This is a genomic window from Polyangium sp. y55x31, assembly GCF_029946505.1.
Lineage (GTDB): Bacteria > Myxococcota_A > Polyangia > Polyangiales > Polyangiaceae > Polyangium.
This window is the reverse complement of the sequence record NZ_JARZHG010000045.1, coordinates 14,040-39,215: the sequence shown is the minus strand read 5'-3', so window position 1 is coordinate 39,215 and position 25,176 is coordinate 14,040. Positions and strand designations below refer to the sequence as shown.

The 25,176-nt window shown below is 68.0% G+C and carries 17 protein-coding genes; 6 read left to right on the top strand and 11 right to left on the bottom strand.

Annotated features, from left to right (window positions below):
* The first annotated feature begins 183 nt into the window (after positions 1-183).
* The 3 genes from QHF84_RS43420 to QHF84_RS43410 all read left to right on the top strand — a co-directional run bounded on the left by QHF84_RS43420 (position 184) and on the right by QHF84_RS43410 (position 4,949).
* Positions 184-558 (top strand): nuclear transport factor 2 family protein, encoded by a 375-nt coding sequence (locus QHF84_RS43420; RefSeq protein WP_281319479.1) that lies wholly within the window; start codon positions 184-186, stop codon positions 556-558.
* A gap of 69 nt (positions 559-627) precedes the next feature.
* Positions 628-3,798, top strand: coding sequence for a fused MFS/spermidine synthase (locus QHF84_RS43415; protein ID WP_281319478.1), 3,171 nt, complete (start codon positions 628-630; stop codon positions 3,796-3,798).
* A 398-nt stretch (positions 3,799-4,196) separates the two neighbouring features.
* A complete protein-coding gene (locus QHF84_RS43410; RefSeq protein WP_281319477.1) occupies positions 4,197-4,949 on the top strand; it encodes a glucose 1-dehydrogenase in 753 nt (250 codons plus the stop codon).
* A 54-nt stretch (positions 4,950-5,003) separates the two neighbouring features.
* Here the strand turns inward: QHF84_RS43410 and QHF84_RS43405 are convergent, their stop codons facing one another.
* From QHF84_RS43405 to QHF84_RS43385, 5 genes are all read right to left on the bottom strand, one after another.
* A complete protein-coding gene (locus QHF84_RS43405) occupies positions 5,004-6,872 on the bottom strand; it encodes a hypothetical protein (protein WP_281319476.1) in 1,869 nt (622 codons plus the stop codon).
* A gap of 88 nt (positions 6,873-6,960) precedes the next feature.
* On the bottom strand, positions 6,961-8,616 hold the full coding sequence (locus tag QHF84_RS43400) for a serine/threonine-protein kinase (protein WP_281319475.1): 1,656 nt from the start codon (positions 8,614-8,616) through the stop codon (positions 6,961-6,963).
* Positions 8,613-9,185 (bottom strand): sigma-70 family RNA polymerase sigma factor, encoded by a 573-nt coding sequence (locus tag QHF84_RS43395; RefSeq protein ID WP_281319474.1) that lies wholly within the window; start codon positions 9,183-9,185, stop codon positions 8,613-8,615. The genes QHF84_RS43400 and QHF84_RS43395 overlap by 4 nt, the downstream gene beginning before the upstream one ends.
* 88 nt (positions 9,186-9,273) lie before the next feature.
* The gene (locus QHF84_RS43390) at positions 9,274-10,998 is read right to left on the bottom strand and encodes a hypothetical protein (RefSeq protein ID WP_281319473.1); all 1,725 of its coding nucleotides are present in this window, start codon (positions 10,996-10,998) and stop codon (positions 9,274-9,276) included.
* A 44-nt stretch (positions 10,999-11,042) separates the two neighbouring features.
* Positions 11,043-11,882 (bottom strand): hypothetical protein, encoded by an 840-nt coding sequence (locus QHF84_RS43385; RefSeq protein WP_281319472.1) that lies wholly within the window; start codon positions 11,880-11,882, stop codon positions 11,043-11,045.
* Positions 11,883-12,059: 177 nt separating this feature from the next.
* Between QHF84_RS43385 and QHF84_RS43380 the strand changes: the two genes are divergently transcribed.
* Together QHF84_RS43380 and QHF84_RS43375 are read left to right on the top strand one after the other, a co-directional pair.
* Positions 12,060-13,511 carry an SEC-C metal-binding domain-containing protein gene (locus QHF84_RS43380; RefSeq protein WP_281319471.1) on the top strand — a complete coding sequence of 484 codons (1,452 nt, stop codon included), beginning with the start codon at positions 12,060-12,062 and terminating at the stop codon, positions 13,509-13,511.
* Positions 13,512-13,772: 261 nt separating this feature from the next.
* On the top strand, positions 13,773-14,303 hold the full coding sequence (locus QHF84_RS43375; RefSeq protein ID WP_281319470.1) for a hypothetical protein: 531 nt from the start codon (positions 13,773-13,775) through the stop codon (positions 14,301-14,303).
* 43 nt (positions 14,304-14,346) lie between these two features.
* On the opposite strand, the gene QHF84_RS43370 is transcribed toward QHF84_RS43375, so the two are convergent.
* The 5 genes from QHF84_RS43370 to QHF84_RS43350 form a co-directional block, all read right to left on the bottom strand.
* Complete coding sequence (locus QHF84_RS43370; protein WP_281319469.1) at positions 14,347-15,396, bottom strand: hypothetical protein; 1,050 nt, start codon at positions 15,394-15,396, stop codon at positions 14,347-14,349.
* A gap of 101 nt (positions 15,397-15,497) precedes the next feature.
* Entirely contained in the window at positions 15,498-16,397 is a 900-nt protein-coding gene (locus tag QHF84_RS43365; protein ID WP_281319468.1) for a hypothetical protein, read from the bottom strand.
* A 36-nt stretch (positions 16,398-16,433) separates the two neighbouring features.
* The gene (locus QHF84_RS43360) at positions 16,434-17,813 is read right to left on the bottom strand and encodes a hypothetical protein (RefSeq protein WP_281319467.1); all 1,380 of its coding nucleotides are present in this window, start codon (positions 17,811-17,813) and stop codon (positions 16,434-16,436) included.
* A 575-nt stretch (positions 17,814-18,388) separates the two neighbouring features.
* Positions 18,389-19,633 carry a hypothetical protein gene (locus QHF84_RS43355; RefSeq protein WP_281319466.1) on the bottom strand — a complete coding sequence of 415 codons (1,245 nt, stop codon included), beginning with the start codon at positions 19,631-19,633 and terminating at the stop codon, positions 18,389-18,391.
* A 141-nt stretch (positions 19,634-19,774) separates the two neighbouring features.
* Positions 19,775-21,247 (bottom strand): hypothetical protein, encoded by a 1,473-nt coding sequence (locus tag QHF84_RS43350; protein ID WP_281319465.1) that lies wholly within the window; start codon positions 21,245-21,247, stop codon positions 19,775-19,777.
* 367 nt (positions 21,248-21,614) lie between these two features.
* Between QHF84_RS43350 and QHF84_RS43345 the strand changes: the two genes are divergently transcribed.
* Positions 21,615-23,750 (top strand): hypothetical protein, encoded by a 2,136-nt coding sequence (locus QHF84_RS43345; RefSeq protein WP_281319464.1) that lies wholly within the window; start codon positions 21,615-21,617, stop codon positions 23,748-23,750.
* Here QHF84_RS43345 and QHF84_RS43340 read toward each other — a convergent pair whose 3' ends face one another.
* Positions 23,751-25,124: an MFS transporter gene (locus tag QHF84_RS43340; protein WP_281319463.1), complete on the bottom strand. Its 1,374-nt coding sequence runs from the start codon at positions 25,122-25,124 to the stop codon at positions 23,751-23,753.
* Positions 25,125-25,176 lie beyond the last annotated feature (52 nt).

Below are 25,176 nucleotides of genomic sequence, written 5' to 3'. Positions count from 1 at the left end.
AAGGAAGGAGGAATATGGAGGGGCGGGAGGGTTCGGGGACGGTCGGCGGCGTTGTCAAGGCAAAAATCCTCGCGCGGCGCCCCCGACGCAGCGCCGACCGATCCGAGCCACCCGGACGACGGACGACCTGGTGAAAGGAGGGGCTTCGACGTGCAGATCTCTCGGTGGTACCCGAAGGGGACAATGCCCCGCGACGCCTCCCCCGAAGAGCGCAATGTAGCCCTGGTGCGCGAGATGTTCTCCGAGTTCGCCTCGAAGCTCGACGCCTCGAAGCTCGACGTCTACCACACGCCCGACTTCGAGATGTTCAGCAACGACGTGCACTGGGATCGTCGGACCTACGACGAGTTCCACCAAAAGGCCTTCCGGGAGCGCAAGGCGCTGCGGGTCCGCTACCACGACATCTTCGGCCAGGGCGATCGCGTCGCCGCGCGTGTCGACATCACGCTCGTCGACCTCGACGACACCGAGACCACGGTCCAGGTGATGCTGATCGCGCAGATCTCCGGCGGGAAAATCCGGCGCCTCTGGGAGCTGACGTTCCCGCCCTGGCAATAGAAATGGCGTTTGGCGCCGCCGGTCCGCTTCCACCCCCTCGTGATCCCGATCTAGGATGCGCGCCCCCCGATGACCCAGCCACGCCCCTCCACGCCGAGCTCCTCGGCCCATCCGCTCAAGGTCGCGCTCTTGCTCTTCGGCTCGGGCCTCTCGGCGCTGGTGTACCAGACCGCGTGGCAACGCGAGCTTCGCCTCGTGTTCGGGTCCTCGACGGCGGCGAGCGCGGCCGTGCTCGCGATTTTCATCGGCGGCGCGGGCGCGGGCAGCTTGCTCTTCGGCGAGCGCAGCGACGCCTCGCCGCGGCCGCTCCGCCTTTATGGGCGGCTCGAGCTCGCCATTGCGGCGCTCGCGGCCGCGAGCCCCTTCGCGATCGACCTCGCGCGGATCGTGTATCGCGCCGCGGGCGGCACCTTTTTGCTCGGAATGACGCTCGGCACGGCGCTGCGCCTCGCGCTCGCCGCCCTCGTGATCGGCGCGCCCACGGTGCTCATGGGCGGCACGTTGCCCTCCGCCGCGCGATCGGCCGAGAGCCAGACCGATACACAGAGGCGCGCCGTCGGCTGGCTTTATGCGGCGAACACGCTCGGCGCGGTCGCGGGCGCCACGCTTTGCACGTTGCTCCTGCTGGAGACGCTCGGCACGCGCGGCGCGCTCTGGGTCGCCGCGCTGCTCAATGCGATCGTCGCGGGCCTCGCGCTCCTCGTGGACAAACGGCTCGCCCCCATGACCGAGGAGCCGGCCGTCACGACGAACGAAAAAGAGAGCGCCGCGGCCACGCCCGCAAACTTGCCGCCGCGGTTCGTGCTCGCATTCGCCGCGCTCTCGGGGTTTCTCTTCTTTTGGCTGGAGCTCGTCTGGTATCGCCTCCTCGGCCCGCTGCTCGGCGGCACGGTGTATACGTTCGGCGTCATCCTCGCCGTCGTGCTCCTCGGGATCGGGCTCGGGGGCCTCTTGTATCCGCTCCTGTTTCGCCGTCGCGCCCCGTCGGCGCGGGGGCTCGCGCTCACGGCGGCGCTCGAAGCGCTCTTCGTGGCCGTTCCTTTCGCGCTCGGCGACCGGCTCGCGGTGCTCGCGCTCGCGGTCCGGCCCGAGGCCGGCGCGGGGCTCTTTCATTACGTGCCGGGCTGGATCGCGCTGACGGCCATCATGGCGTTTCCGGCGGCTCTCGTCGCCGGCGTGCAATACCCGCTGCTCGTCGCGCTGCTCGGCCAGGGCCGCGCGCGCGTGGGCTCGCACCTCGGCACCGTGGGCGCGCACAATACCCTCGGCGCCATGGTCGGCTCGCTCGCCGGCGGTTTTTTCCTCGTCCCCTCGCTCGGCGCCCTCGGCTCGATGCGCGCCGTCGTCTTCGGGCTGCTCGCCATGGCCGCGGGCGCGGCGTTTTTCGCGATTCGTGTCCCTGCCTTGCGGCGCATGATCGCGGCGCCGGTCTCGGCCGTCCTCGCCTTCGCCGCCATTCTCTCGCCGGGCCCCTCGGCCGTCCTCCGGCACACGCCCATCGGCGCGGGCCGCGTCGATCGGGTCTTGCTCGACACACCCGCCTTCACGCGCTCCTGGATCGAGGACGTCAAGCGCGCGATCCTCTGGCAAGCCGAGGGGCGCGAGAGCAGCGTCGCCATCGACGGCACCGACGGCATCGCGATGGTCGTCAATGGCAAGATCGACGGCAATGCCCGCGGCGACGCCTCCACGCAGGTGATGGGCGGCCTGCTCGGCGCCTTGCTGCACCCCGATCCGAAACACGCGATGGTGATCGGCTTCGGCACCGGCAGCTCCGCCGGATGGCTCGGCAAGGTGCCCGCGATCGAGCGCGTGGACGTCGCCGAGCTCGAGCCCTCCATGCTGGAAATCGGCCGCCGCTGCGCGCCGGTGAACGAGGACGTTCTTTCGAACCCCAAGGTTCGTATGCTCCTCGGCGACGCGCGCGAGATCCTCCCGACCGTGCCGGCCCAGTACGACGTCGTCTTCTCCGAGCCCTCGAACCCATATCGCGCGGGCGTCGCGAGCCTCTTCACGCAGGAGTATTACCGCGCCGTGCGCGGCCGGCTGAAGGAGGGCGGGCTCTTCCTGCAATGGGTGCAGATCTACGAGATCGACGTCGATACGCTGCGCACGATTTACGCGACCCTCGCCTCGGTCTTTCCGGCCGTCGAGACGTGGTATCTCGGCTGGAGTGATCTCGTCCTCGTCGCCTCCGAGGCGCCGCTCGCGCACGATCCGGAGCTTTTGCGGACGAAGGTCGCCGCCGAGCCTTATCGTCGGGCGATCTTGAATGCCTGGCGCACCGAGGGGATCGAGGGGCTCTTCGCGCATTACGTCGCCGGCCCTCCGTTCGCGCGGGCCCTCGCCGACGTGCCCGGCGCCGTCTTCAACACGGACGACAGAAACCGCGTCGAATTCGGCTTCGCGCGGGCCGTCGGCAATTTCGGCTCGGTGTCCACGTTCTTCGAGCCCGTCCGGAAGCGCAAGGAGGACCGCCCGACGCTGAAATCGGGCACGCTCGATTTCGTGCGTGTCGCCGAGGACCGCGCCGCGCAGGTCGCGGGCGACGGCTCGGACCCGGCCATGCCCGAGCACCTCACGCCCGACGCCGAGGTGCGGGTGCAAGCGCTCGTCAATTACGCGGCCGGCAACCTCGAAGGCGCGCTCTCGAAATGGGGATTCCAGGAACAAGGTCCGGTCGGCCCGGTGGAGACCACGCTCGTCGCCGAGGGGCTCGCGTGGAAGGGCGACGACGCGGTCCTGCCGCTGCTCGAACGGCACGCCCGTGATTTCCCGATCGAGGCCGACGTGATCCGCGCCCGCTACGAATACGCGAAGGGCCGGCGCGCCGAGGCGGTGAAGCTGCTCGAAAACGCATTCACCGCTTACCGGCGTGACCCTTGGCCGTCGACGGTGATCATGAGCCGGGCCCTCGATCTCGCGCGCGAGCTCGGCCAGAGCGCGCCCGCCGACGCGAGGCGCCTCTTCACCGCGCTCGATACGCCCTTCTCGGTGCTGGTACTCGAATCGACGCGGCGGAACGTGCGCGTCGATCTCGCGGAAGTGCTCCCCGAGGAAAACGCGTGTGTGGCGGCATTCTCGGTGCTCGAACCGCATCCGCCGTGGGACGAGCGAATGCTCGGGCTGCGGCGCGATTGTTATGCGCGCTTCATGCACCCGCTCGCGGCGGAGGCGTCTCGCGCGACGGAGCGGCGTGCGGCGTGCGTCGGATGGCGAGGGTGGCTGACCTGTCTTTGAGGGAAGCCGCCGCGCCGGGGCGCCGCCCCGGACCCCGCGGGGGCTGTTCGCCCCTCGACCCGAACCAGCGCAAGCGCTGGACCATTTGGGGAAGAACTGCGCGATGCGCAGTTCTTCCCACAGGCCGGTGGCAAGACCAGGCACGGCGTTGCCCGTCGAAGCGGTCTTGCCTGGCAGGGTCGTCGCTGGTCTTGCCCTGACCGTTCGATGAACTGCGCATCGCGCAGTTCATCGACCCCGGGTCCAGCGCTTGCGCTGGTCCGGGTGCAGGGGCGGATAGCCCCTGCTGGGGCCTGGGGCAAAGCCCCAGCGTACCGGCTTCGGACAATAATTGCATTGACCTGGCCCCTCCTGCGGAGTATGCGGCCCCCCCGGGGGCAAGAAAAGGTGGAATGAGCATGCTTCTCAGAGATAAAGTGATCATTATTACCGGGGCAACATCGGGCATTGGCGAGGCGACGGCGCTGGAGGCCGCGCGCCAGGGGGCGAAGGTGGTCCTCGCGGGCCGGCGCGAGGAGAAGGGCGAAGCGCTCGCGGCGCGCATCCGCGGCGAGGGCGGGAAGGCGCTCTTCGTGCGCACGGACGTCTCGGTGCCCGCGGACATCGAGGCGCTGGTGGCGCGCACGCTGCAGGCGTTCGAGCGCCTCGACGGCGCGTTCAACAACGCGGGGATCCCCGGGCCGATCGGGGCGCTCGCGGACGTGCCGGTGGAGGAATACCGCAAGCTCATGAATGTCAACCTGGATTCCGTGCTGCTCTGCATGCAGCACGAGATCCGCGCCATGCAAAAGAGCGGCGGCGGGGCGATCGTCAACTGCGCGTCCATCCTGGGCCTGGTCGGAGCGCCGGCCTTCGGCGCGTATTCGACGGCCAAGCACGGGCTCGTCGGAATGACGAAAGCCGCGGCGGTCGATTACGCCGCCGCCGGGATCCGCGTGAACGCCGTGCTGCCCGGGCCGGTGGAGACGGAGATCTGGAACCACGTGAATCAGGGCGACCAGGTCTTCGCCGCCTTCACGCAGGGCGTGCCGATGCAGCGGTATGCGCGGTCGGAGGAGGTGGCGAGGCCGGTGGTGTTCCTGCTGTCGGATTGGTCGTCGTACGTGACGGGTACGCACCTGGCCATCGACGGCGGATACATGATCCGCTGAGGAGGCCGGCGCTCACGCCCCAACGACCCTCTCCAGAGCCGAAGAACCCGCGCTTCAGCGTATGGTTTTTCCGAGCCCCGCGAGCGCCTTCGCCGCCGGCGCGGCCACATCACCTTTCATATCGGCGAGCGCGAGGAGCACGCCGCGCTCTTTCAGGAGCGCGAGCAGCGCGATGATCCCGCGACGGTTCGTCGCGTCGGTTTGCGCCGCGCGGAAGAGACGGTATCGCAGCACGGGCCGCGTCACGGCGTGTGGTTTCCTGCCGTACCGGGCGCTTTCGAGCCCCGTGGCGACGGCGTCACGCACCCACGTCTGCCGTTCGCCGCGCACCACCACGTCCGCGGCCTCGTCGGCGCGTATCGCCAAGCGGACGAGCCTCGCAAACGTCGGCTCGTCGTCCGCGATCTCGCTCGTGCCATACGCAAGGCCGTCCTTGATCCGCTCTTTTTCCTGCGCGTCGAAGCCGTCGATGGTCGAGAGCAGCCCCGTCATGGGGCCGGAGCCACCGCGCAGGAGCGCGAGGGCCGCATCGACGCGGAGCGCCTTGTCGTCGAGCTTCGCCTGGAGCTTCGTCTGCGCCGCACGGTCGAGCGCGATCGAGCCGAGCCCATAGGCCATGGAGCGACGCACGCTGCCGAGCGTCGTGCTTTCGAAGAAGTCGACCATATCCATGGCGCTCGCCGCCGCGGAGCGCTCGGAGAAGGCGACCGCATAACAAGAGGCGATGAACTCGGCCTTGGGCCCGCCCTTCGTGATCTGTGCCTTGATCTTCGGAATCAGGCTCGCTCTCGTCGCGTCGTCCGCGCACCACGCGAGCGCCTCACAAGCCACGTGGCGCGCCTCTTCGTGCCAGGTCGTGTCCTCGATGAACTTCACGAGGGGCGGCACCGCGCGCGGATCCGCGAAATGGGAGAGCCCCTCGGACGCGCCGTAACCGATTGCTCGCAGCGCCATGCCGAGCATCACGATGTTGTCCCTGTTCAGCGCGTCCTCGGTGATGTCGAGCGCGGGATCCTTTTTGCGTTCGAGCTGGGCCACGAGCTTCGGGAACGACGGCTCGTCGTGGAACATCCCGATGTATCGAAGAGCGGATTGCGCGAGCTGAAGTCCCTCGGGAAAGGGCGGCAACGCCCCTCTCGCCGGGAGCGGCGTCTTCGGGAATGCCCAGCCGCGAAGGAGGCCGAGTCCCCTGACGGATCGAATCGCCGCGAGGGCCTGCATTCCATAAAAATGCGGCTCCCGCGTCTCACGGACCCACGCGATGACGGCGTCCTCGACGGCCGCGCGGATCTCGTCGACCTTGTCCGGGTGCATGGCCGCGAGGTCACCCAGGAGGCGCGCCGCACTGATGCGCTGCAAATCGTTGCCGGAGAGGTGACCGTTCTGATCCGCCTCCCACCAGCGTTCCTGGTCATGAAGATTGGTCGGCTTGTGCTTCATGCGCTCGCCGAGCAAACGCGCGGCCCGGAGGTCGCCGATCTCCGCGAGCTGCGCGCCGACCACGCCTTGCCAGTGCATCGAGGGTTTCGTCGCCTCGACCCAGGCGACGAGCGGATCGGCGCCGCGCGGGTCGGAGGCCGTGCGAAGCACATCCATGATGTACTTCGTCTGGAAATACGTCGTCTCCGGCGGCGTCGCCGCGACGGCGTCGAGCGCGCGGACGAGGCCCGGTCCGCCGAATCGCTCGCCGATCTCGTCGACCAGGCGAGACCACTCGGGATGCTCGGCGCGCCGCAATGCCTCGAGCAAGGGCTCGATCTGGTCGGCGCGCGGCGTCTTCGCCGCCGCAGGGGTCGCCGTCTCCGTAGGCGCAGGCGTGACGACGACCGGGGGCGGAGGGGTGGTCTTCGGCGGCGGAGGAGGCGGCGATGCGGAGCAGCCGAGGAGGAAAAAGACAAGGCCGATGGCGCGGCGCTGAAACACGGCTCCACATAACCGTTACCGCCGGAAGATGCAATCCGGAAGGCTCGTCTTCCGCCGCGCGGGAACGTGCGCGGGGGCGCGCCATCGGTTACCGCTCGCGCATCACGTCCGCAATCAAAAGCAGGAGAACGAGGGTGCCTGCTGCGAGATGGATCAAGGTCGCGGCGCTCGGGAGGAAGAGCCCGAGGAGCGCCCCTGCCATTGCGATCGCCGCGGGCAGCGCGATCCGCCGCCGGTCGGTCCATGCGAGCGTCCCGAGAACCGTCGCGAGGAGGACGAGATCGTTCACGAGGACGTGATCGAGCGGCGTCCCGAGGCGTATCCCGATGAGCCGGTGCACGAGCATCACGGCCTCCACCCCGGCGACGATCCCCGCGGCCCGCCGCCCCATCCGGTTCTGGGAGAGCCTTCGCCACCGCACCACGATGACGGTGAGGACCAGCAGGAGAGCTGCGCAATTGACCAGAATGACGAGCTCGAGGGTCACCTCGGCGCGGAAGAGCCGGCGAAACGCAAGGCCCGAGGTCACGACCACGACGCCGAGGAGCGCCACGCGCAAGGTCACGAGCTCGCGCCGGATCACGCGGCGGTCGCTCTCCGGATCCCGCGGCAAATGCGCCTCGATCGCCGCGAGCAGGGCGTGCATCGAGGGGAATCGCGCCGCGGGATCCTTCGCCAAACCCGAGAGGAGAATGGGCCCGAGCCATGCCGGCGCTCTCCCGCGCTGCGCCGGGATCTCCGGCGCAGCCGCGAGGACGCGGCGCGAGAGCGCGACGAAATCTCCGTCGAGGGAGTACGGCGGGACGCCATACGCCGCGTGATAAAGCGCCGCGCAGAAGCTCCATTGATCACTCGCCGCCGTCGCGCGCTCCCCGCGGAGCTGCTCCGGCGCCATGAACGCCGGCGTCCCGGCAATCGCGCCGCGCGGCAAAATCGACACGTCGAGCGCCCCGGGCCGACGGCTGGGGGGCGCGGCGTCGCGTCCCGCCTCGCCGTTCGTCCCGGCGTCACGTCGGGCGAGCGCCGCCATTCCGAAATCGACGATCCGCGGACGCCCGTCCTTGCCGACGAGCACGTTCTCGGGCTTGAAATCGCGGTGCACGAGGCCCGCGTCGTGCACGGCGGCGAGGCCCCGCGCGGCGCAGAGGAAGAGGCTCAGCACCTCGGGAAAGGGGCGAGGGCGCTCGGCGAGGTGCGCGCGCAGCGTGGGGCCCTCGACGAACTCCATGGCCAGGTACACGCGGCCCTCGTGCTCGCCGGCCTCGTGAATCGCGACCACGTTCGGGTGCGCGAGGCGGCCGAGGGCCTGGCCTTCACGGAGGAGCCACCCCACGCCGGCCACGCTCGGGCGCAAGAGCTTGATGGCCACGCGACGATCGAGCATTTCGTCGTACCCCATGTAAACGACGCCCATCGTCCCCTCGCCGAGCTTTCGCACCACGGCGAACCGACCGATGCGCGCCGCGACCGGGGGCGCATCGGGGAAGGCCGCGGAGGGCCGCTCGGCCCCGTCGGCCTGCATGGGCAGCTCGCGCAGCGCCGCGGAGAGCAGCGCGGGGCGCGGCGCGAGGAAATCACGGTCGGCCCTTCGATCGTGCTCGAGGAGCCGATCCACGGCCGCGCGCAGGGCCCTATCGCCCTCGCATGCGGCGTCGAGCCGGAACTGCGCCTCCTCGGGTCCGAGATCGACGACGGCGTCGAAGATCGCCTCGACACGCCGCGGATCCGGCCTCTCCGTCGTCACGTATACGCTCCGCGGGAGAGCACGTCGTGCAAATAGGCCCGGGCGAAGCGCCACTCCCGCTCCACGGTGCGCGTCGTGACGCCGAGCGCCTCCGCGATCTCCTGGTCCTGCAATCCCCCGAAAAACCGCATGACGACGACCTGCGCTTTTCGGGGATGCTCGGCCTCCAGGCGCGCGAGCGCTGCATTGATCGAGAGCACGTCCTCGATCCCGAGGAGCTCCGCGTCGACGGCGATTTCCACGTCGAGGGGCTCGGCCCGCTGTCCGCCGCCGCGCTTCGCCGCGACCTTTCTGCGCACGTGATCCACGATGATCTCGCGCATCGCCTGCGCCGCCGCGGCGAAAAAATGCCCCCGCCCGTTCCAGCCGGGCCCCGGCGATCCCACGAGCTTCAGATACGCCTCGTGCACGAGCGCCGTCGGCTGCAGCGTATCGCCCGGCCGGAGGCGCGCCATCTGCGCCGCCGCGATGCGGCGCAGCTCTTGATAGACGAGGGGCAAGAGCTCCTGGGTCGCCTGGTCCCGCCCCGCAGCAATCTCGGCAATGATCCGCGTGACCTCGTGGTGCATGGCAAGGGGCCATCATCACGGGATTCGCGCGCGAGTGTAAAGAGCGTAGCAGTGGCGCGCCCCTCGGCATTCGCCCTCGCGAAAACCTTCACGGCGAGGCCATGTGCACGATCACAGCCCGGATCGCTTCGAGGACCTGGTTGTCTTTTTCCTTGGCGAGCGCGGACTCGAGCCAGGGCAACCACACGGTCGTGTCCCGGAAGAATGCCGCGCGATACGTGGCCTGACGTACCTCGGGATCCGGCGATGTGGTCGCGAGGGTATGCAGCAGCGTGTCGACCGCCGGCATTGCGATGAACCGCAATGCGTAGGCCGCCGTCGGCGCGAGCCGGGGAGACGCGAGCGCCCCGCGGATCACCTCGAAGGTCCGCGGATCGCCGCTGTTTCCGAGCGCCGCGAGGAACATGTCGCGCTCGACGTCGTCCGTCGCGCTCGCATACCGCGCGAGCAAGTCGGCCACCGGATCGAGCCCTTCGCCGACGTCGCCGCTCGCCGCGAGCGAGCGCCCCGCGGCGCCGAGCGCCATCGTGCTCAGGTTGCGCAGGGTTTCATCGTCGCCGGCGGCACCCTTCGAGAGCGCGGCGACGGTGTGTTCGTCGGCGACGGGCATCATCGCGAGGCTCACGGCGGAGTGCCGGCGCGCCTCGATCGACGCCTCCGGGCTCGTGAGCGCGTCCGCGAGTGCGTCCGCCGCCTCCTCGGTGCCCGCCGCGGCGAGGCCGCCGGCGAGGAAGTTCGCCTCGGCGTCCGTCACGCCGCTCGCTGCGAGCCGTTTGCCCGCTTCGAACGCCTCCTCGGGCCGCACGCGGAACAGGGCGCCGGCCGTGTGGATGAGCGTCGCGCGCCGCTGCCCGACCTCGTCCCTCGGCTGCCCGTCCGTCTCCGCGAACGCGGCGCGGAGCTCGTCGAGGTCGTGGCCTGCCGCGCGCCGCTCGTCCATTTCACGCCGGCTCGCGCTGCGATCCCGCTTCGGCGGGACCATGTTCGGTTCCTCGTAGGCGCCTGCGAGGGCGCGCGCGGCGGAGAGCTCGGCGCGCGTAGCCTTTGCGCGATCGACGAGGCGCAGCGAGACCCGGAGCTCGCCCGCGACGTCCCCGAGCGCGGTCTTCCGAGACGTGCGGGTCGCCTCGTGGGCCGTCGCGGACTCGATACCATTCTCTCCATCCACGACGATACGCAGCTCCCCCTCGGCCACGAGGGGCGTCAGGCCCTCGTGCATGCGCACGTAGCCTCGCTTGTGCCGCTCGACCGTGCGCTCGCCTTTTCGCTCGTAATCGGCGCGGTAGGTGCCCGAGCCGTCGACCTCGTCCGCGGACCAGGTCAGGCCTTTGTCGCGCGTGTATTGCGTCGCCGAGACGAGGCTCGTCAAGAGCAGGCGGCTCGCCTCGTCGGTCCGCGTATCGAAGCGCACGCCTTCGAGCCGGCCCTCCGCGTCGTAGGCGAGCAGGATCGGGCGGCGCAGATCGGCCCCCCTCGGCGCCTCGCCGCCCGACACCTCGAGCGACGGATCGACGAGGCGCGCCTCGCAGAGGTTCGTGCCGGGGATCGGCAAGAACGAAATGCGGCCTTCGAGGTGCGTCTCGACGAACGTCTCTCCGCCGACCGTGACGTGCTGGGCGAGCGTCACGGCATAGACGCGCCGCTCCGAGGCCTCGGCGCGCGCCGAGGGCGCGATCGACGCCTCGGCGGCCGTCGCGGCGGCGGCGGGCGAAACGGCGCTGGGAGCGCACGCGCGCTGGAGGAGGGCACCTCCTCCGAGCAGGGCGGTCGCGAGCAGCGGAAGGGCGGCGAGTGGGGAAAAGCGTCGCTTCATGGGACTCCTCCAGCGTGCGTGTCGGGTTCGTCAGGGCGGGAGGATCACCAGGAAATGTTGCCCCATTTCGCGAAGAGCTGGCCTCCGGCGGTGAAGCCGTCGAAATTCACGAGCGTCTTGCTGTCGGAGTCCATGCAGTATTCGAGCTCGACCTTGAGCTTGCCGTCCAGGGAATGCAGGCTGTAATCGAGGGACATGAGCACGGACATCGAATTGTCTTGCGGGTACGTGGCCGTGATGACGGCCGGCACGTGGAGATCGAGCGCCGTGAGCGAGCCTTTCACGGCGACGCTGGCGCAGGCCGCGCCCACGTCCGCGTCCGCGTCCGCATAAGCCCTCGCGTAGGGCTCGGCAATCAGGCTCATGTACGAGCTCGTGATGCTGGGGGTCACGTCGACGCCGAGCTCGCCGCCCACCTTGCCGTCGAGGTCGATGTGGACGCCGAGCAGGCTGATGTCCTCGTCGGCCTTGAAGAAGGTCCGGCTCACGCCGAAGGGGATGGCGTTCGTGATCGAGGCCGAATACAGGACGACGCCGACGGCGGCTACATGGACGCCGCCCGAGCTCACGCCGTTGTTGTTGTACATGAGCGCGTACGCGTCGACGATTGGCTTGCTCACGCCGAAGGCCTTGGCCGTGGCGTGGAGGTCGGCGCCCATCTTGAGGTAATCGGCGCCGTAGCTCGCATCCGTCGGGAAGTTCTTTTTCGTCTGCAGGCCGGTCCAGAACGTGTACGAGGCGCCGAAGCCGCCGTCGCTCCAGCCCGCGGCGTCCTGGCAGACAGGGCCGCTGCAGGAGGGCGCGGCGGCGGCGGGCGCCGGCGCGGCGAGGAGGGCGGCGAAGGGGGCGAGGCGGGCGAAGGTCTTCAGGATCTCGGGCTGCATGGTCGTCTCCGGGGTGCGTGAAAGCCCTCGGGAGCGCTCACCCTGAGCGCGCCGGAGAGCCGTTCCGCCCTTCGTCCGCAAGACGAGGCCCCGACCCGACATGCCTCGCGCGTTTTTTTTTCGCGGCCCCCGAGAGCCTCGTTGCGTCGGGGGCGTGCTTGCTCTTCCATCGCCACGATGGGGCACGCGCACCACTTCTTGTCCCGGCTCGATCGCGTCTCGCTCCCGCACGTCGAGCTCGCGCTCTCGCTCTACCGCGACGAGAGCCTCCTCCGGTACATCTTCGACCGGGCCCGCGTGCCCGAGAACGCCGAGCGCGTCGCGCTCTCGCTCGATCACCCCGAAGAGGGTCCCTTCCTGATCGTCACGCGCGGCGGGCGCTTCGTCACGTGCCTCGGCGAAGGCATGAAGGTCTCGAACCTGCCCGTCGTCACGCGCGGGCAGATCGACGGGTTCTCTGCCAAGGCCGAGGAGCTGCGCGAACGCCTGGAGTCCGCGAAGGCGCTCGCCGGGGGGAAAGGCGTCCGGAGCTTGCTGCGGCGAATCTACGAGGCCGCCGACGAGCTCTCGCGTGAAGAGTTCGTCGCGATCTCGGCGCTCCAGCCGCTGTACGCCTTCGAGTTCTTGCGCCTCTACCTCCACGCCGCATCCGAGCTCGACGACGCGCGCAAGACCACGCTCCTGCCGCTCTTGCGCAAGACCGACAAGCCGAGGCCCGTCTACGACGACGCGCTTTATGCGTACTGGCGGACGCTCTGGGCCATGGGCCATTTCGCCGTCCTCGCGACCCTCGACGGCCGCGAGACCTTTCCCCCGGGCTTCCTCGAGCTGCTCGGCGAGACCACCACGTTCTCCTGGCCCGCCACGCGGCAAGGGTTCTTGCCCTTCGCGCTCCGCGGCGCCTGGGCCACGGCCCGCATCGGCAAACCCCTGCTCGGCCTGTACAAACGGTTTTACCAGGACGCGGAGAGCGAGCTGCAGAACATCGACAGCGCGCTCGGGATCCTCGCGATTGGCATGCGCCACGCGCGGCTCCGCGCCGAGGCGGAGAAGGCGCTCGGCGCGGACATCCCGGAGAAGTGGAGAGACACGGAGCACGGCAAGGTCACGCGCGCGATACGAAAGATCGCCCGCACCATCGCAGAGATGGAGCGCGACGCGCCGGAGGATCGGCAGGCCTGCGTGCGGGATTTCGGCGCGCACCTCTGGGTCGGGATCATGAAATCGAGGCCCGCGGGCCCCCTCCGATACGAGCGGGCGGAGGACGTCCCCGAGGATCTCGCCTGCGCGGTCGCGGCGAACACGTTCCAGTGTTATCTGCGTGGATCGGCGGGGCTCGCGAATGCATTGACCTGGCTCTACACGCTCATTCCGTGGGCGGCGCGCGCCGCGCCGGAGGCGCTCTATCTGCCGCGGGCCGCCGTCGCGGCGGTGCACGAGCCATTCCGGCCGGAGCTCGCGCTCGGCGTGCTGCGCGCCATGCGGGATCACGTGGCGCCCGCCAGGAGGCAAGCGCCCCCCGAGGGTCCCGCCCGCAAAGGCCCGTGCCCCTGCGGGAGCGGGAAGAAATACAAGCGGTGCTGCGAGGAGAAGGAAACCGAGGAGAAGACGGAGGCGGAGGTGGATTGAGCCGGGAGGCTTCACAAAACTCTGGACACCGCCCTCCCCCCTTTTCTAGCCTCCCGCGTCATATCCCGTACATTCACACCTGTCGATCTCGTCCAGCTCCCTGTCGTCGATTCTCATGGCGCGATTGCCCTCGCCAGCGCCGTCGAGGCGGCCGCGGCGAAGTATCCTGATCTTCCGCAGAGCGTCGTCGAGGCCGTCGCTCAAATCGCGGCCGATCGCGCCGTCCTCCAGCAGGCCATTGCCAGGACGCCAAGCGGCGTCGTGACGGTGAAGGAGGCCGATCGCCGGGTGGACAAGGTCGGCGGGGCATTACACGACATCCTTGCCGCGTGGGCGTCCATGGCCGAGTTCGTCCCCGAGGGCCAGGGCGCGCTCGTCGCGCTCGAGCGACTTTTCCCCGAGGGGCGTTCGTTCGTGAACCTCAAGGTGAAAGAGGAATGGGCCGCCATCGCGACCAAGCTCGCGACCGTCGAGCGGGAGGGGCTCGCGACGCATATTGCTGCCATCGGCGCCGCGCCCGTCCTGGAGACCTTGAGGCAAGTGCACGCGCTTTATGGGTCGGTCATCGGTACCACGGAGGCCCCCGAGGAGGCGCCGGAGGTGCGTGAGAGCAGGAGCGCCCTGCTCGACTCGATTCGCGACTACGTCATCCAGGTGGCCGGCACGGTCAAGCGCGGCAAGCCCGAGACGGCTGTGCGCGCCGAGGCCCTCCTCAAGCCCGTGCGCGAATGGGAGAGCACGAAGCCCGCCAAGGAGAAGGCCGAAGGCGGCGCCGGCTCGAACAGCCCCTGATAGGTCCGCGCCGGGCCGGGGCCCGAGCAGAGCTCGCCGGCCCCTACTTCCAGACCCCCGTGAAGTGCACGCCGCCCCCATCCTTGGCGAATTGGGGCGTGATGATGACGTTCGGCGGGGGCGGCTCGGGACGACTGGCAAATCCGATCAGAAATCCACCCAAGGACATGGCGCTGACGATACCACCCACAGCGGCGACCCCGGTCCATGTCGAGGCTTCCGACTTCGAGTCCGCATTGTTCACGAAGACGAGACCCGTCACGAGCGCACCCAATCCAACCGCCATCCCGACTCCACTCGCGATCATGAGGCTCTTGGGCCAGGTCGGCGGGTCGACCTTCGTGGTCGTCGATAGACTCGCGTTGATCGAGATGTTCAGGGGCGCCGCCGGGAACGCCACGTATTGACTCTGGATCCGGTGCTGCATGGCAATATTGAGAGTCTTCCGCTCTCCCGCCTCGATCTCGAAATCCGTCTGGTTGTGATAATATCCGTCGGCGATCGCCTTGATGAAATGTTTCCCTGGCTCGACGTAGATCTCGTCGTTGTAGGGCCAGTCCATCACCAGCTCGCCGTCCACGTTGATACGAACGCCGGGGATGTTGATCCGTAGGGCAATCGTCCCGACGTGCCTGGCGCAGTAGGCCTGGACCGCTCGCACCTCTTCGAGGGAATGCAGGGCGTAGTCACGTAAAGCCCAGAATGCCACGACCGCCTGGATGCTGCGAGCACAGGGCAAGAAGAGTCCGGCCCTCGCCTGGGCGAAGCCAAGCTCTAGCTGCGTATCCGGCAGACCGTGGTGCGCATGGGCATCCTGATACTTTTCGAGCGCCTCCTGCGTCTTGCCCGCCTTTTCGAGCGCCTGCGCCTCCTGGAGGCGCTTCCGGGTCGCGCTGTGAAAAAGCGACACGAGGGCTCGATCGGTGTTGTAATTGGTATATGGGATGACGAGGTTTTCGGGAACCTTGACGGGTCGCGCGGGAGAAGGAGCGACCAGAGGCTCTGCCATAGCCCTGGACGGATCATCGGCCAGAGCCAACGAGGAGGCCGATACCGCGAGGAGAACCGTGCTTGCGAGGAGTAGGTGCTTCATGAGAACGAGCCTACACGCAGGCGCATCGGTCGGTCAAGACGAACCCCCTCCGCGGACGAACCCTTCCGCGGACGAACCCCAGTCCAGCGCTGCAATTCCCCTCAGTCTTCGACGACGCGGATCGGAAGCCACTTGAACCCGGTCACGCCGGCGCCCAGGTAGATACGGCGGACCTTGGGGGTGACGAGAAACAGGGGACAGGGGAACACGGCTTTGCTCACGTCGCCGTTGAACTTCACCTCGCCGCACCATTCCCAGGTCACGTTCACGTCACGGATATCGGCGACGTCCTTGGCGCGGTAGGTGAGGCGCAGAGGGACCTCTGAAGGGTTCGTGAAGCTGCTCCGCCCGCAAGCGCACGGCTTGTAGGGTTCGATCCCGGTCGAACGCGGCGACATCCGAGGCAAGGTGCGCGTCGCGCAGACCTGCTGCCAGGGAAGCTCGACACGCCGCCCGTCCTCCATCCGGGCGCACACCCCGCGGAAGGACAGCCCCGAAAGGCCAGCGCTCGCGAGCTGTTCGGCCATCTTCTCGTCGACGAGCATATCGTCGTAGTAGGTCGCGGCCGCGCGCCGACCTTCGAGCTTGGGCAGATCTTCGCCGTCGATGATCATCGCCGACGTCTGCCGGGCCCCCGCGCCGCAGCGCGGACAAGCTTCGGACATGTCGTACGTCGTGCCCAATCGGGGCCCTCCGAAGACTTGGTCATTGTTGTCGTACAACATGACGAGCAGCGGCGCGGCGTCGAGCTCCGCCTCCGTGAACTCGTCCCAGCGAGATTCGAGCGGCTCGAGGCCGAGCGCCTGGAAGCGCCCTTGCAGGATGGGGAGCCGCGGGTCGTCGACGTACATCGCGGCACGCAGATAAACCGAGCGAGTCCCTTGAATGACGATCTCATCCACCTCGGCCACGTCGGGCCCGCAGCCCGCTGGTTCCAGGATGCTCTTCCTGGGATCTGGAACATCCGTCACGTTGTCGAAGAATCGAACCTTGGTTTTCATACTGTGGTTTCGCCTTCCACGTCGTACGCGGCATGCTCATTCGACGAAATACGATTCGATCGCCTTGAGCCAGTGCGGGCGGTCCTTGTAGACCCGCTGGTACATCTGCCTGATTTGTGCCTTGTTCTTGGGGTCCGTCAGCAGCTCCGTGGCCGCCTCCCTCAGTTTCTTCCCCATCGCGATGTGCTCCTCCCGCGTCAAGAGCACACAGGGTCCGTCCTTCGGGTCGAACCCGAGCCTGGTCATCCTCGCCGTCTCGAAGATGTGGTGCGCCTCCCACTGGCCTCCCCGACCCTTCGTGAACTTACCCATGATCTTGTACGGCCCGATCGCTCCGACACTGTGCAGCGCATCCGCGATCGCCGGCCCGACCTTGCTATTGCTCAAGAGCTCCGCCGTCTTCTCGCTGAGATCCGTCTCCGTGAGCACAAGCCGCGTCTTGTTCTTCGCCGCTTGATGTAACTTCTTGAAAAATGCCCTCGCCTCGGCTCTTCCGGCCGCCGAGAGCACGATGAGGCTCGCGACGGTCTGGGCCACGGGATTGTCGAAGCCGTCCGGGTTCTTTCCGTCGATGACCCCGAAGCGCTTGCCGTCCGCCCGCTTCGTGTCCTCGTTCAGGTTCCCGTCGACCATGGCCGCGAGGAAGGCGAGCTCTTCCGCGAGCTCCTCCGCGGTGGTCTTCTCCTCCCCGTCGCCCTCGCCGTCCCCCTTGCCCTTCCCGTTGCCCTTGCAACCCTCCTTCGTCTGCTCGCAGGACGCCACACTGGAGAGCGGCGCTCCGGGTCGAGATACGCGCTCGGGCAATGCGCCGCCCCGATCCACCAGCGTGCAATGCTCGTCCAGGCACTTCGGTGGGTGCACCTCGTCCCGCTTCGGCAACACGCCCTCCGACGGCAGTTGCGGCTCGCTCGACAGCACCCCCTCGGGCGGAGGCGGCGCGGGCCGAGGCTTCTCCGATGGACGCTCCGGCATCTTCTTCACGCCCGGCGGCACGACGTCGCCTTCCTCGTCCTTCCCCGGCTGGGGCGGCGGCTTCGACTCCGAGGTTTCGGCGGACGCGGAGGCCACGGCCTTGTTCTCCTCGGCCGGGGCCTTGGACGCGTCCTTCGGCGGAGCCGGCTTCGGACGCGGCGGCGGCGCGGGACACTTCAGCTTGTCATGGGGCGGCGGCAAGAACCGCACATTTTCGGGCGGCGCATACGGGTCGTAGACGAAGACCGTGAGGCCACTCGTCTTGGCCGTGAAGACCGCCCAGTCTTTCGTGATGACGGTCGCGCTCCCCGAGAGGGCCCACCTGTCCATCTTCGGTTGCCCCGGGAGCCGCACACAGACGGGGATCTCCGCACGGGCGACCATCGGCAGGCATAGGACGAGAAGGGCGAGCGGCAGGCACCAGGCGACGAGGCGGCGAGCCATGAAGGCAAGGAATCCGAAACTTCAAAAGCAGACAACTTCCCAACATACCCCTCACAACCGCCTCCCTGTTTCTCTGGCCTCCGGCACCATGGCCCGAATAGGCTCCGCGCCCTCTCTCCCTATCGCCCTCGGCCCCCGATCCGGGATCCCTCGACGAATCGACAAGACCAACGAGGCCCTGCAAGGCCCCGCCCCCACAATCATCGACGCGCCGCTCCACCCCCAGGGTGGCTGTGCTCGATGGATCTATCGCCAGGAGCCATCCTCCGGCCACCGTGGCGTCCCATGTCCATTTCGGAGAGATACCCCGAGGGAGGCTCGCGGCCATCGAGCCACGTCGTCCCGGCTCCCTCCCGAGGGGTATGCGTGGTGTGTCCCTCTCGGAGAGGTACCCTGGGGGTGGGTAGGGAATGTACGTGGACATCGTCGAGCCACCCTGGGGATGGGCAGGGGACGAATGTGCACGGAAGGAATGCACCCTGGCGAGGGTGCGGAGGCGAGATCGGAAGGGGAAGCGGAGGCGAGAAGAGGCTCTGGCGGCTCGGGAGATGTCGGTGGGGGGCCCCTATCCTGCCTCAATCCCTCTTGCCCGCCTCCCCCGGAGCAGGCACCCCCGGCAAGGCTCGCTCATCCAACCGGAAAAGCTTCGCCGTCCACCGGCGGGCCTCCTGCTCGGAGAGATCCGCCTGGAGCAGCGCCTCGTAAAGGCGCCGCACTCGCTCCGGCAGCGGCCCGCAGGGGACGGCATCACCTTCGCATGATTCGACGCCGGCGCCGAACATGGCGAAATCCAGAATGGTCTCCCGCGCAGCGTGCTTGCGCTCGATGGCTGCGCATGGCCCGGTCCGTTTGCTCTTGTCACGCTCGAGCTTCCACGGAATGAACCGACCTCCCCGGACGGTGAAGGCCGGCTCCTCCGCCGACGAGCCGTCCCCCAGGCGGATGATCTTCACGTCGCCCTCACGGAGGAGCGCGAAATTGCCGTCCCAGCGCTCCCCTCGGATGGCCTCGGGCAGCGGCACGAGCGTCCCGCTCCAGGCGATTTCGAGCGTGTTCGACCCGCCGTGCGACCGCGGCTCGTCGGAGCGGCCTTGCACCCAGACGATCTCGGCCGCGCCGTCGCCGTCGAGATCCGCCGTGCCGAGAGGGAAAATCGACCAGTCGTGCCCATGTTTGCCGCCCGGATCGAGCACCTTCACCTTGTCGCCGTCGACGAGGTACAGCCGCTCGAGGCTGTTCCTCACGAAGGGGACGGTCTCCCAGGCGCCCTCGTCGAAATGCGGCCGATAGGGGCCGTCGATCATCCAGTTCCAGTGGACCGCGACGCCGCGCGGCGTCTGACAACTGAATTGCCACAGGTCGATCGGCTCGGGCACCTCCACGTGGTGCTTCGGCGCCTCCGCCTTCGCGTCGCGGTGCGCGCGCTCGAAGCGGGACACGATCCGGTGCTCGTGTTTCCTCACGGCCTGCCGCAGGCGCTCGCGCCCGTCAGCCGAAGGGTACGTGCAAGGCTCGTAGCTGGGGATGCCCTCGGGGATGTACGTGCCTTTGAGCTTCAGCCCCTCGGGCACGAAGATGCCTTCGCATTCGAGCTTCGCGCGCACGTGCTCCTGATCGAGGCGGCCCTCCAGCTCGGAGAGGAAGCGCTTCGCGTCGGCGGCATCCGCGGCTGATGGCAACACGACCGCGGGGCTTTGCGCCACCGCCGCGGGCTCGCCCGCGTCGCGGGGCGGCGGCGTGGGCGAAGGAGGAGTGCGGCACGCGGAGAGCACGCCCGACATCAGGGCGGCGAGGAGGACGAATCGGGGGTCGTGGGGCATGGTCTCGGATGGGCGAGCGCGGCGTCGTGTCCGCCGCGGGCGCGCAGGAACGCATGAGGCGCCGGGGTCTGTTCCGGGAAGGCCTGCCGTACCCGGCGGACGGTCACGGCTCCGAGTACCGTGCCGCTTTGCGATTGGCGATCAGAATCGATAGACCTGGATGTTCTTTTCCGCGGCCCCGAGGAAAACGAGCGCGTGGAGCTTCGGCATCCAGAGAATGCGGCGGCGCACGAGGGTGTTGCCGTCGGTGAGCGTGGGGGTCGGCCCGTCCTGCACCAGCCGGCCGAGCGTCCACGGTTCCGTCGTGGGATTGAGCTCGAACCAGCCGAGCTTGGCTTCCTTGGTCCTGGCCGCCACCCAGTAGCGATTGAGCGGCGGGATGTACACCATGCCGGCGCTGTCGCCCACCGGGAAGTCGACCGCCGAGAGGCCGTCGGCATACTGCACGGTGCCGCTCTGCACGACCTTGCGTTCCTTCACGTTGAAGAGCTGGTACAGGCCCTTGGCCGCGTACTGACCGGTCGCGGGATCTTCCGGAACCTTGAAGATGCCGACGAAATCACCGAAGCGCGCATCGGCGGCGCCGTTCCAGTCCCAGCCATTCCAGGAGGTGCCCTCGCCGGTCCAGTTCGACGTGTTCATGTCGAAGGTGTTGCTCCACGGCCCGTTGGAGCCACACGACGCGACGAGGAGCTGGTCCTTGTACTCGTCGTAAATGGCGAGGCTCTCCTCGCCCAGCTTGTTCTGCCAATCCATGGCAGGCAGCCGCTTGTAAACCCATTTGCCCTCGTCGCGCGAGTAACGCCAGAGGCGCCGCACCGCCATCACGAGCTCGTTGGTCTTCGGGACGTACACCACGCCCGAGTACGTGTGGCGCGCCGTCGGCTGCCGATCCCAGTAGAGCTCGTCGTAGAACCAGTCGTTCTCCTCCTTCAACGTGCCCGCGGCGACGGCGGCGTCGTACTCCGCGCTCGACTCCGGGCAGCTCGTGTATGTGCTCACCGACTTGTAGGCTTCGCTCCACTGCGTGGTGTCCGAGGGGAGGTGCTCGATGGCATAGGCCATCCGGAATGCGTCGAACCGGTAGATGCCATTGTTGCTCGAATCGGCGTGCCCGCCGGAGGAGACCCACCAGGCGCGGCTGCCCTCCGGGTCGTGCGCGGGGGCGTTCCACGCGACCGTGACGGCGTTCCAGTCCCCCGAGCCATAATCGTTCCAGCCCGGGACCTTTTCCTTCACCTCGGCGTCGAGGGCATCGAGCCTCGTACCGTTCACCTCGATCCATTGCCCGCTGGGCACGAGCGCCCACGAGTCGGCATTGACGAGGCCGCTCTCGTCGCGGCCCGGGGTCCATACGTTGCCTTCGAGCGTGCCGGTCTCGCTCCCTGTGCCCCATTCCGCGTCGGGGCCGGGCGGCGTCGGCGGTTTCACCCCGCCCTCGCCGCCATCACCCCCGGCACCACCACTGCCGCCCGATCCACCCGTTCCGGAGGAGGAAGACGCGGCGCTCGGGTCGTTCGGCGTTTCGGACGGGTCGCCGCAAGCCGCGAACAAGACCGTGAGCCCGACGAGCGGGAGCCAAAGCCGCGGGGAAAGCAAGGATGATTTCAGCATATCCAAAACTCTTTCTCCCGACGGCAATGACCCCTCGTCGGGATGCGGAGCCGATACCTCCCTCGATATCGGCTCGTTTACTTCGATGGCCGGACGCTACCATGTCGCGTCCGTATCTGGGAAGCGCGGCCATGCCTCGCCATGCGCCAATTTCGACGACCTCACCGATAGGGATCGGGGCAACGGCGCAAACCACATCCATACACGAATAATGTGGTACCACACGAAATTGCGAACATGAACGATGGTCACCATTGCATTTAGCAATCGGACGTGGTTGTGCTGTCGACGGTCCGGACGGCAACGCCTTCTTTTGCAAGCACACGGCAGGCTGCGGCCATGGGCCCGTGTGCTCGGAGATTGCTCGATGAGAAATCTTGCTTTTTCGTTGACCACGACCTTCGCCGCGCTCGCCTTCCTGGCGGCCTGCGGCGGGACCGATCCTGCCGGCACGGGCGGCACCGGCGGCACCGGCGGCACCGGCGGCACCGGCGGTCACAATCCGCTCGGTGAGACATTCACCAAGGTCGTCGTCGTCGATCGGAGCGGCGGCGCGTCCGATCGGCAGGACGTATGGGTCACGTTCGCGCAGCCATTTGCGGTCGGCGACGTTCCCCCCGGCGCCACCGTGGCGGCGCGCATCGATGGAGTGGACGTCCCCCTCCAGGTCGACGCCAAAGCGACACACGCCGATGGCTCGCTCCGCCACGCCGTGCTGACGGCGCGTATTCCCACGCTGCCCGGCAGCGGCAGCACGACGCTCGAGCTGTACCCCGTGGAGGCGGGCGAGGATGACGCGTCCGTCTCGGCGGCGGATCTCCTCGCGACGACGTTTGACGCCAAAGTATCGGTGGACCTCGCGGGCAAACATTACGAGGCGTCCGCGCGCTCCCTTCTCGAAGCCAAGGAAGGACCTCGCTGGCTCGATGGCCCCCTGGTCTCCGAATGGTCCGTGGTGGCGCCGGTGGCTGGCCCCGACGGCGCGCACCCGCACCTCACGGCGCGGTTCGACGTGCGCGCGTACGCCGGCAATCCCAGCGTGCTCGTGAGCGTGACCGTCGAGAACGACTGGGCATACGAGCCGGACCCGCAGAACTTCACTTACGATCTCGCGATCGCGACCGACAAGGAGTCCGTCTACACGAAGAGCGGGCTCGTTCATCTTCGACGGGCGCGCTGGCGCAAAGCGTTCTGGTGGGGGGAGGATCCGCAGGTCGACGTCGAGCACGACATCCCTTATCTGCTCTCCACCGGCGCCGTCCCGCACTTCGATCCCACGCTGGTGCCGGCCGAAACGGCGCTCGCGAACCTCGATGCGGCGTACAGCGAAAAGGCGTACGAGCCCATGGGGATCGGCTTGACAAACCCCTACATGCCCTCCACCGGGGGAAGGCCCGATATCGGACCGATGCCGGGCTGGAGCGCCATGTGGCTCCTGTCCATGGATCCGCGCGCGAAGCGGGCCACGCTCGGCACCGCGGACGGCGCCGGGAGCTGGCCCATCCATTATCGCGACAAGGAGACCGATCGTCCCGTGTCGCTCGAAGACCACGCGTACATGACGTTGCTCGGCAACCCCGGTGACGCCGTCAATCCCGAGACCGGCGTCTCCGACGCGTTCCCCGCCTGCGGGGGCGATTGCTCGAGCCCCTACGAGGCCGATTCGGCGCACCAACCCGCGCTCGTCTACTTGCCTTATCTGCTCACCGGGGATCGCTACTACCTCGAGGAGCTCCAGTTCTGGGCGAACTTCAACATGCTCCAGTCGAACCCGGGCTATCGCGAAAACAAGAAGGGGCTCGTGCAATTCGATCAGACGCGTGGCCAGGCCTGGTCGTTGCGGACGCTGGGGCAGGCGGCCTACATCACGCCGGACGCCGATCCGATGAAGAAGTATTTCACCGAGCGGATCGGCTACAACATCGACTGGTACAAGAAGAACTACGTCGACAATGCGGATGCGAACGTGCTCGGCATCCTCACGAATGGATATTCGCTCTACGAAGACGGGACGACGGCGCCGTGGATGGATGATTTCTTCACGTGGAGCGTCGGCCACCTGGTTTCGCTCGGCTTCGAGGACGCGCGGCCGCTGCTCGAGTACAAGGCGAAGTTCCCGGTCGGGCGTATGGTCGGTCCCGGCTTCTGCTGGATCTTCGCGAGCGTCTACCACCTGCCCGTGAAGGACATGGCCCAGGGCACGTTCTACACGACGTTCGCCGACGCGTATAAAGCGACGCTGGTGCACGAGGGGCAAACGGCCCTGGAGTCGGCGCCCTGCGGCGGCGCGGAGATGGCGGCCGCGCTCATGCTCCAGGAGGGCGAGATGGTCGGTTACTCGCCCAGCACCGAAGGGTATCCGTCGAATATGCAGCCGGCGCTCGCGGTGGCGGCGGAATCGGGGATCCCGGGTGCCAAGGAGGCCTGGGACGTGTTCATGGCACGGAGCGTGAAGCCGGACTACAGCACGGAGCCGCAATTCGCGGTGGTGCCGCGGCCGTGATCACCTCGCCCCTTCCATCTCCTTCGTGATCCGCGCCTCCGGATACCTCGCGAATGCGATCGCCGCGAGCAGCAGAATCGCCGTGGCGAGCGGCCCCGTGACCTGAACCCCGAGCGGGTTCTCCGCGGAGCTGCCGAGCGCGTCCTTCACCCACTGAAAGACGCCGGTCGAGACGCCGAGCGAGATCTTCTGCAAAAATCCCTGCGCCCCGAAGAACATGGCCTCGCGGCGCTCTCCCGTGCGCCGCGTGGAGGCCTCGCACACGTCCGCGAGAATGGCGTTCGGGATGGCCATGAAGATCGCGACCGGGACACCCGCGAGCGCGAAGATGACCATGCCGATCCGGACGTCGTGGACCACCGGAATGAGGGCCATCAAAACGCCGAAGACGAGGGCCGAGGCGATCATCGCGCCTTTTTTGGAGATACGCCGCGTGAGGCCGCCGAGCAGCGGGAACGAGAGCGCGGCCACGCCGAACATGGGGCCGAGGAGCTTGCCCACCTCGGCGAGCGGTCGGCCCATGAGCACCTCGACGTAAAAAGGCACGCCGGTCGAGATCATGTTGAAGGCGAAGAAATAAAACGTGTAACCGAAGACGTACGGCAAGAAGGCGCGGTCCGCGAAGGTCGCGCGGAGCGAATCGACGAGGCCGAGGTGGCTCGGCTCGGTATCCGACGCCTCCGCGCGGACCGAGAGGCGGCGCTCGTCGAGGAAAAGCACGGGCAGGAGCATCAGGACGAACGAGAGCACGGCGAGGGCAAAGGCCATGGTCTGGAGCTCGACGCGATCATCACCGCCTTTGCCGAGGAACAAGGCCGGAGCGACGACCATCACGAAGAGCGCGCCGAGCAGGGCCGCGGCCGCGAGCAGGGTCGAGAGCGAGGTGTTTTCCTGCTTGTCGGGCGCGATCTCGGGCAGGAGCGCGAGGTACGGCGCGACGTACACCGAGAACACCGCGTAATAGGCCGTGAGCATGGCGCCGAGCCAGACGACGTTGAGCAGCGACGAGGCGGCCGTGGGCGGGAAAAAGACGAGGCCTCCCGTGAGCGCGAGGGGAAAGACGCCCGCGAGCATGAAGGCGCGGCGGCGGCCGAGGCGGTGCTTGCTGCGATCGGACCAGTTCGCGACGATCGGGTCCCAGAAGGTATCGAAGCCACGCGCGATGAGGTTCAGGAGGAGATAGGTCGGGATCGCGCCGGCCAGGAACGCCGGGATGAGCGCGGTGCCTTTGTCGTCGGGCGGCGCGTAGAGCCTCAGGACGTAGCTCGTGACGAGCTGGTAGCCGAGGACGTTCCCGGCGTTCCCCGCGGCGTAGACGAGCTTGCTGAAAAGCGAGAGCCTGGCCCGAGGGACGGCGGCGACGTGGGCGGTCATGCGCGGAGCACGATACCGCAAACCGCTTCGGGCTTGACAAGCGGATCGAAAA

Bases quoted from the DNA above. Each gene is read 5' to 3' on its own strand.
- QHF84_RS43420 (WP_281319479.1), top strand. From the start codon at position 184: ATGCCCCGCGACGCCTCCCCCGAAGAGCGCAATGTAGCCCTGGTGCGC.
- QHF84_RS43415 (WP_281319478.1), top strand. From the start codon at position 628: ATGACCCAGCCACGCCCCTCCACGCCGAGCTCCTCGGCCCATCCGCTC.
- QHF84_RS43410 (WP_281319477.1), top strand. From the start codon at position 4,197: ATGCTTCTCAGAGATAAAGTGATCATTATTACCGGGGCAACATCGGGC.
- QHF84_RS43395 (WP_281319474.1), bottom strand. From the start codon at position 9,185: ATGCACCACGAGGTCACGCGGATCATTGCCGAGATTGCTGCGGGGCGG.
- QHF84_RS43390 (WP_281319473.1), bottom strand. From the start codon at position 10,998: ATGAAGCGACGCTTTTCCCCACTCGCCGCCCTTCCGCTGCTCGCGACC.
- QHF84_RS43385 (WP_281319472.1), bottom strand. From the start codon at position 11,882: ATGCAGCCCGAGATCCTGAAGACCTTCGCCCGCCTCGCCCCCTTCGCC.
- QHF84_RS43380 (WP_281319471.1), top strand. From the start codon at position 12,060: ATGGGGCACGCGCACCACTTCTTGTCCCGGCTCGATCGCGTCTCGCTC.
- QHF84_RS43370 (WP_281319469.1), bottom strand. From the start codon at position 15,396: ATGAAGCACCTACTCCTCGCAAGCACGGTTCTCCTCGCGGTATCGGCC.
- QHF84_RS43365 (WP_281319468.1), bottom strand. From the start codon at position 16,397: ATGAAAACCAAGGTTCGATTCTTCGACAACGTGACGGATGTTCCAGAT.
- QHF84_RS43360 (WP_281319467.1), bottom strand. From the start codon at position 17,813: ATGGCTCGCCGCCTCGTCGCCTGGTGCCTGCCGCTCGCCCTTCTCGTC.
- QHF84_RS43355 (WP_281319466.1), bottom strand. From the start codon at position 19,633: ATGCCCCACGACCCCCGATTCGTCCTCCTCGCCGCCCTGATGTCGGGC.
- QHF84_RS43350 (WP_281319465.1), bottom strand. From the start codon at position 21,247: ATGCTGAAATCATCCTTGCTTTCCCCGCGGCTTTGGCTCCCGCTCGTC.
- QHF84_RS43345 (WP_281319464.1), top strand. From the start codon at position 21,615: ATGAGAAATCTTGCTTTTTCGTTGACCACGACCTTCGCCGCGCTCGCC.
- QHF84_RS43340 (WP_281319463.1), bottom strand. From the start codon at position 25,124: ATGACCGCCCACGTCGCCGCCGTCCCTCGGGCCAGGCTCTCGCTTTTC.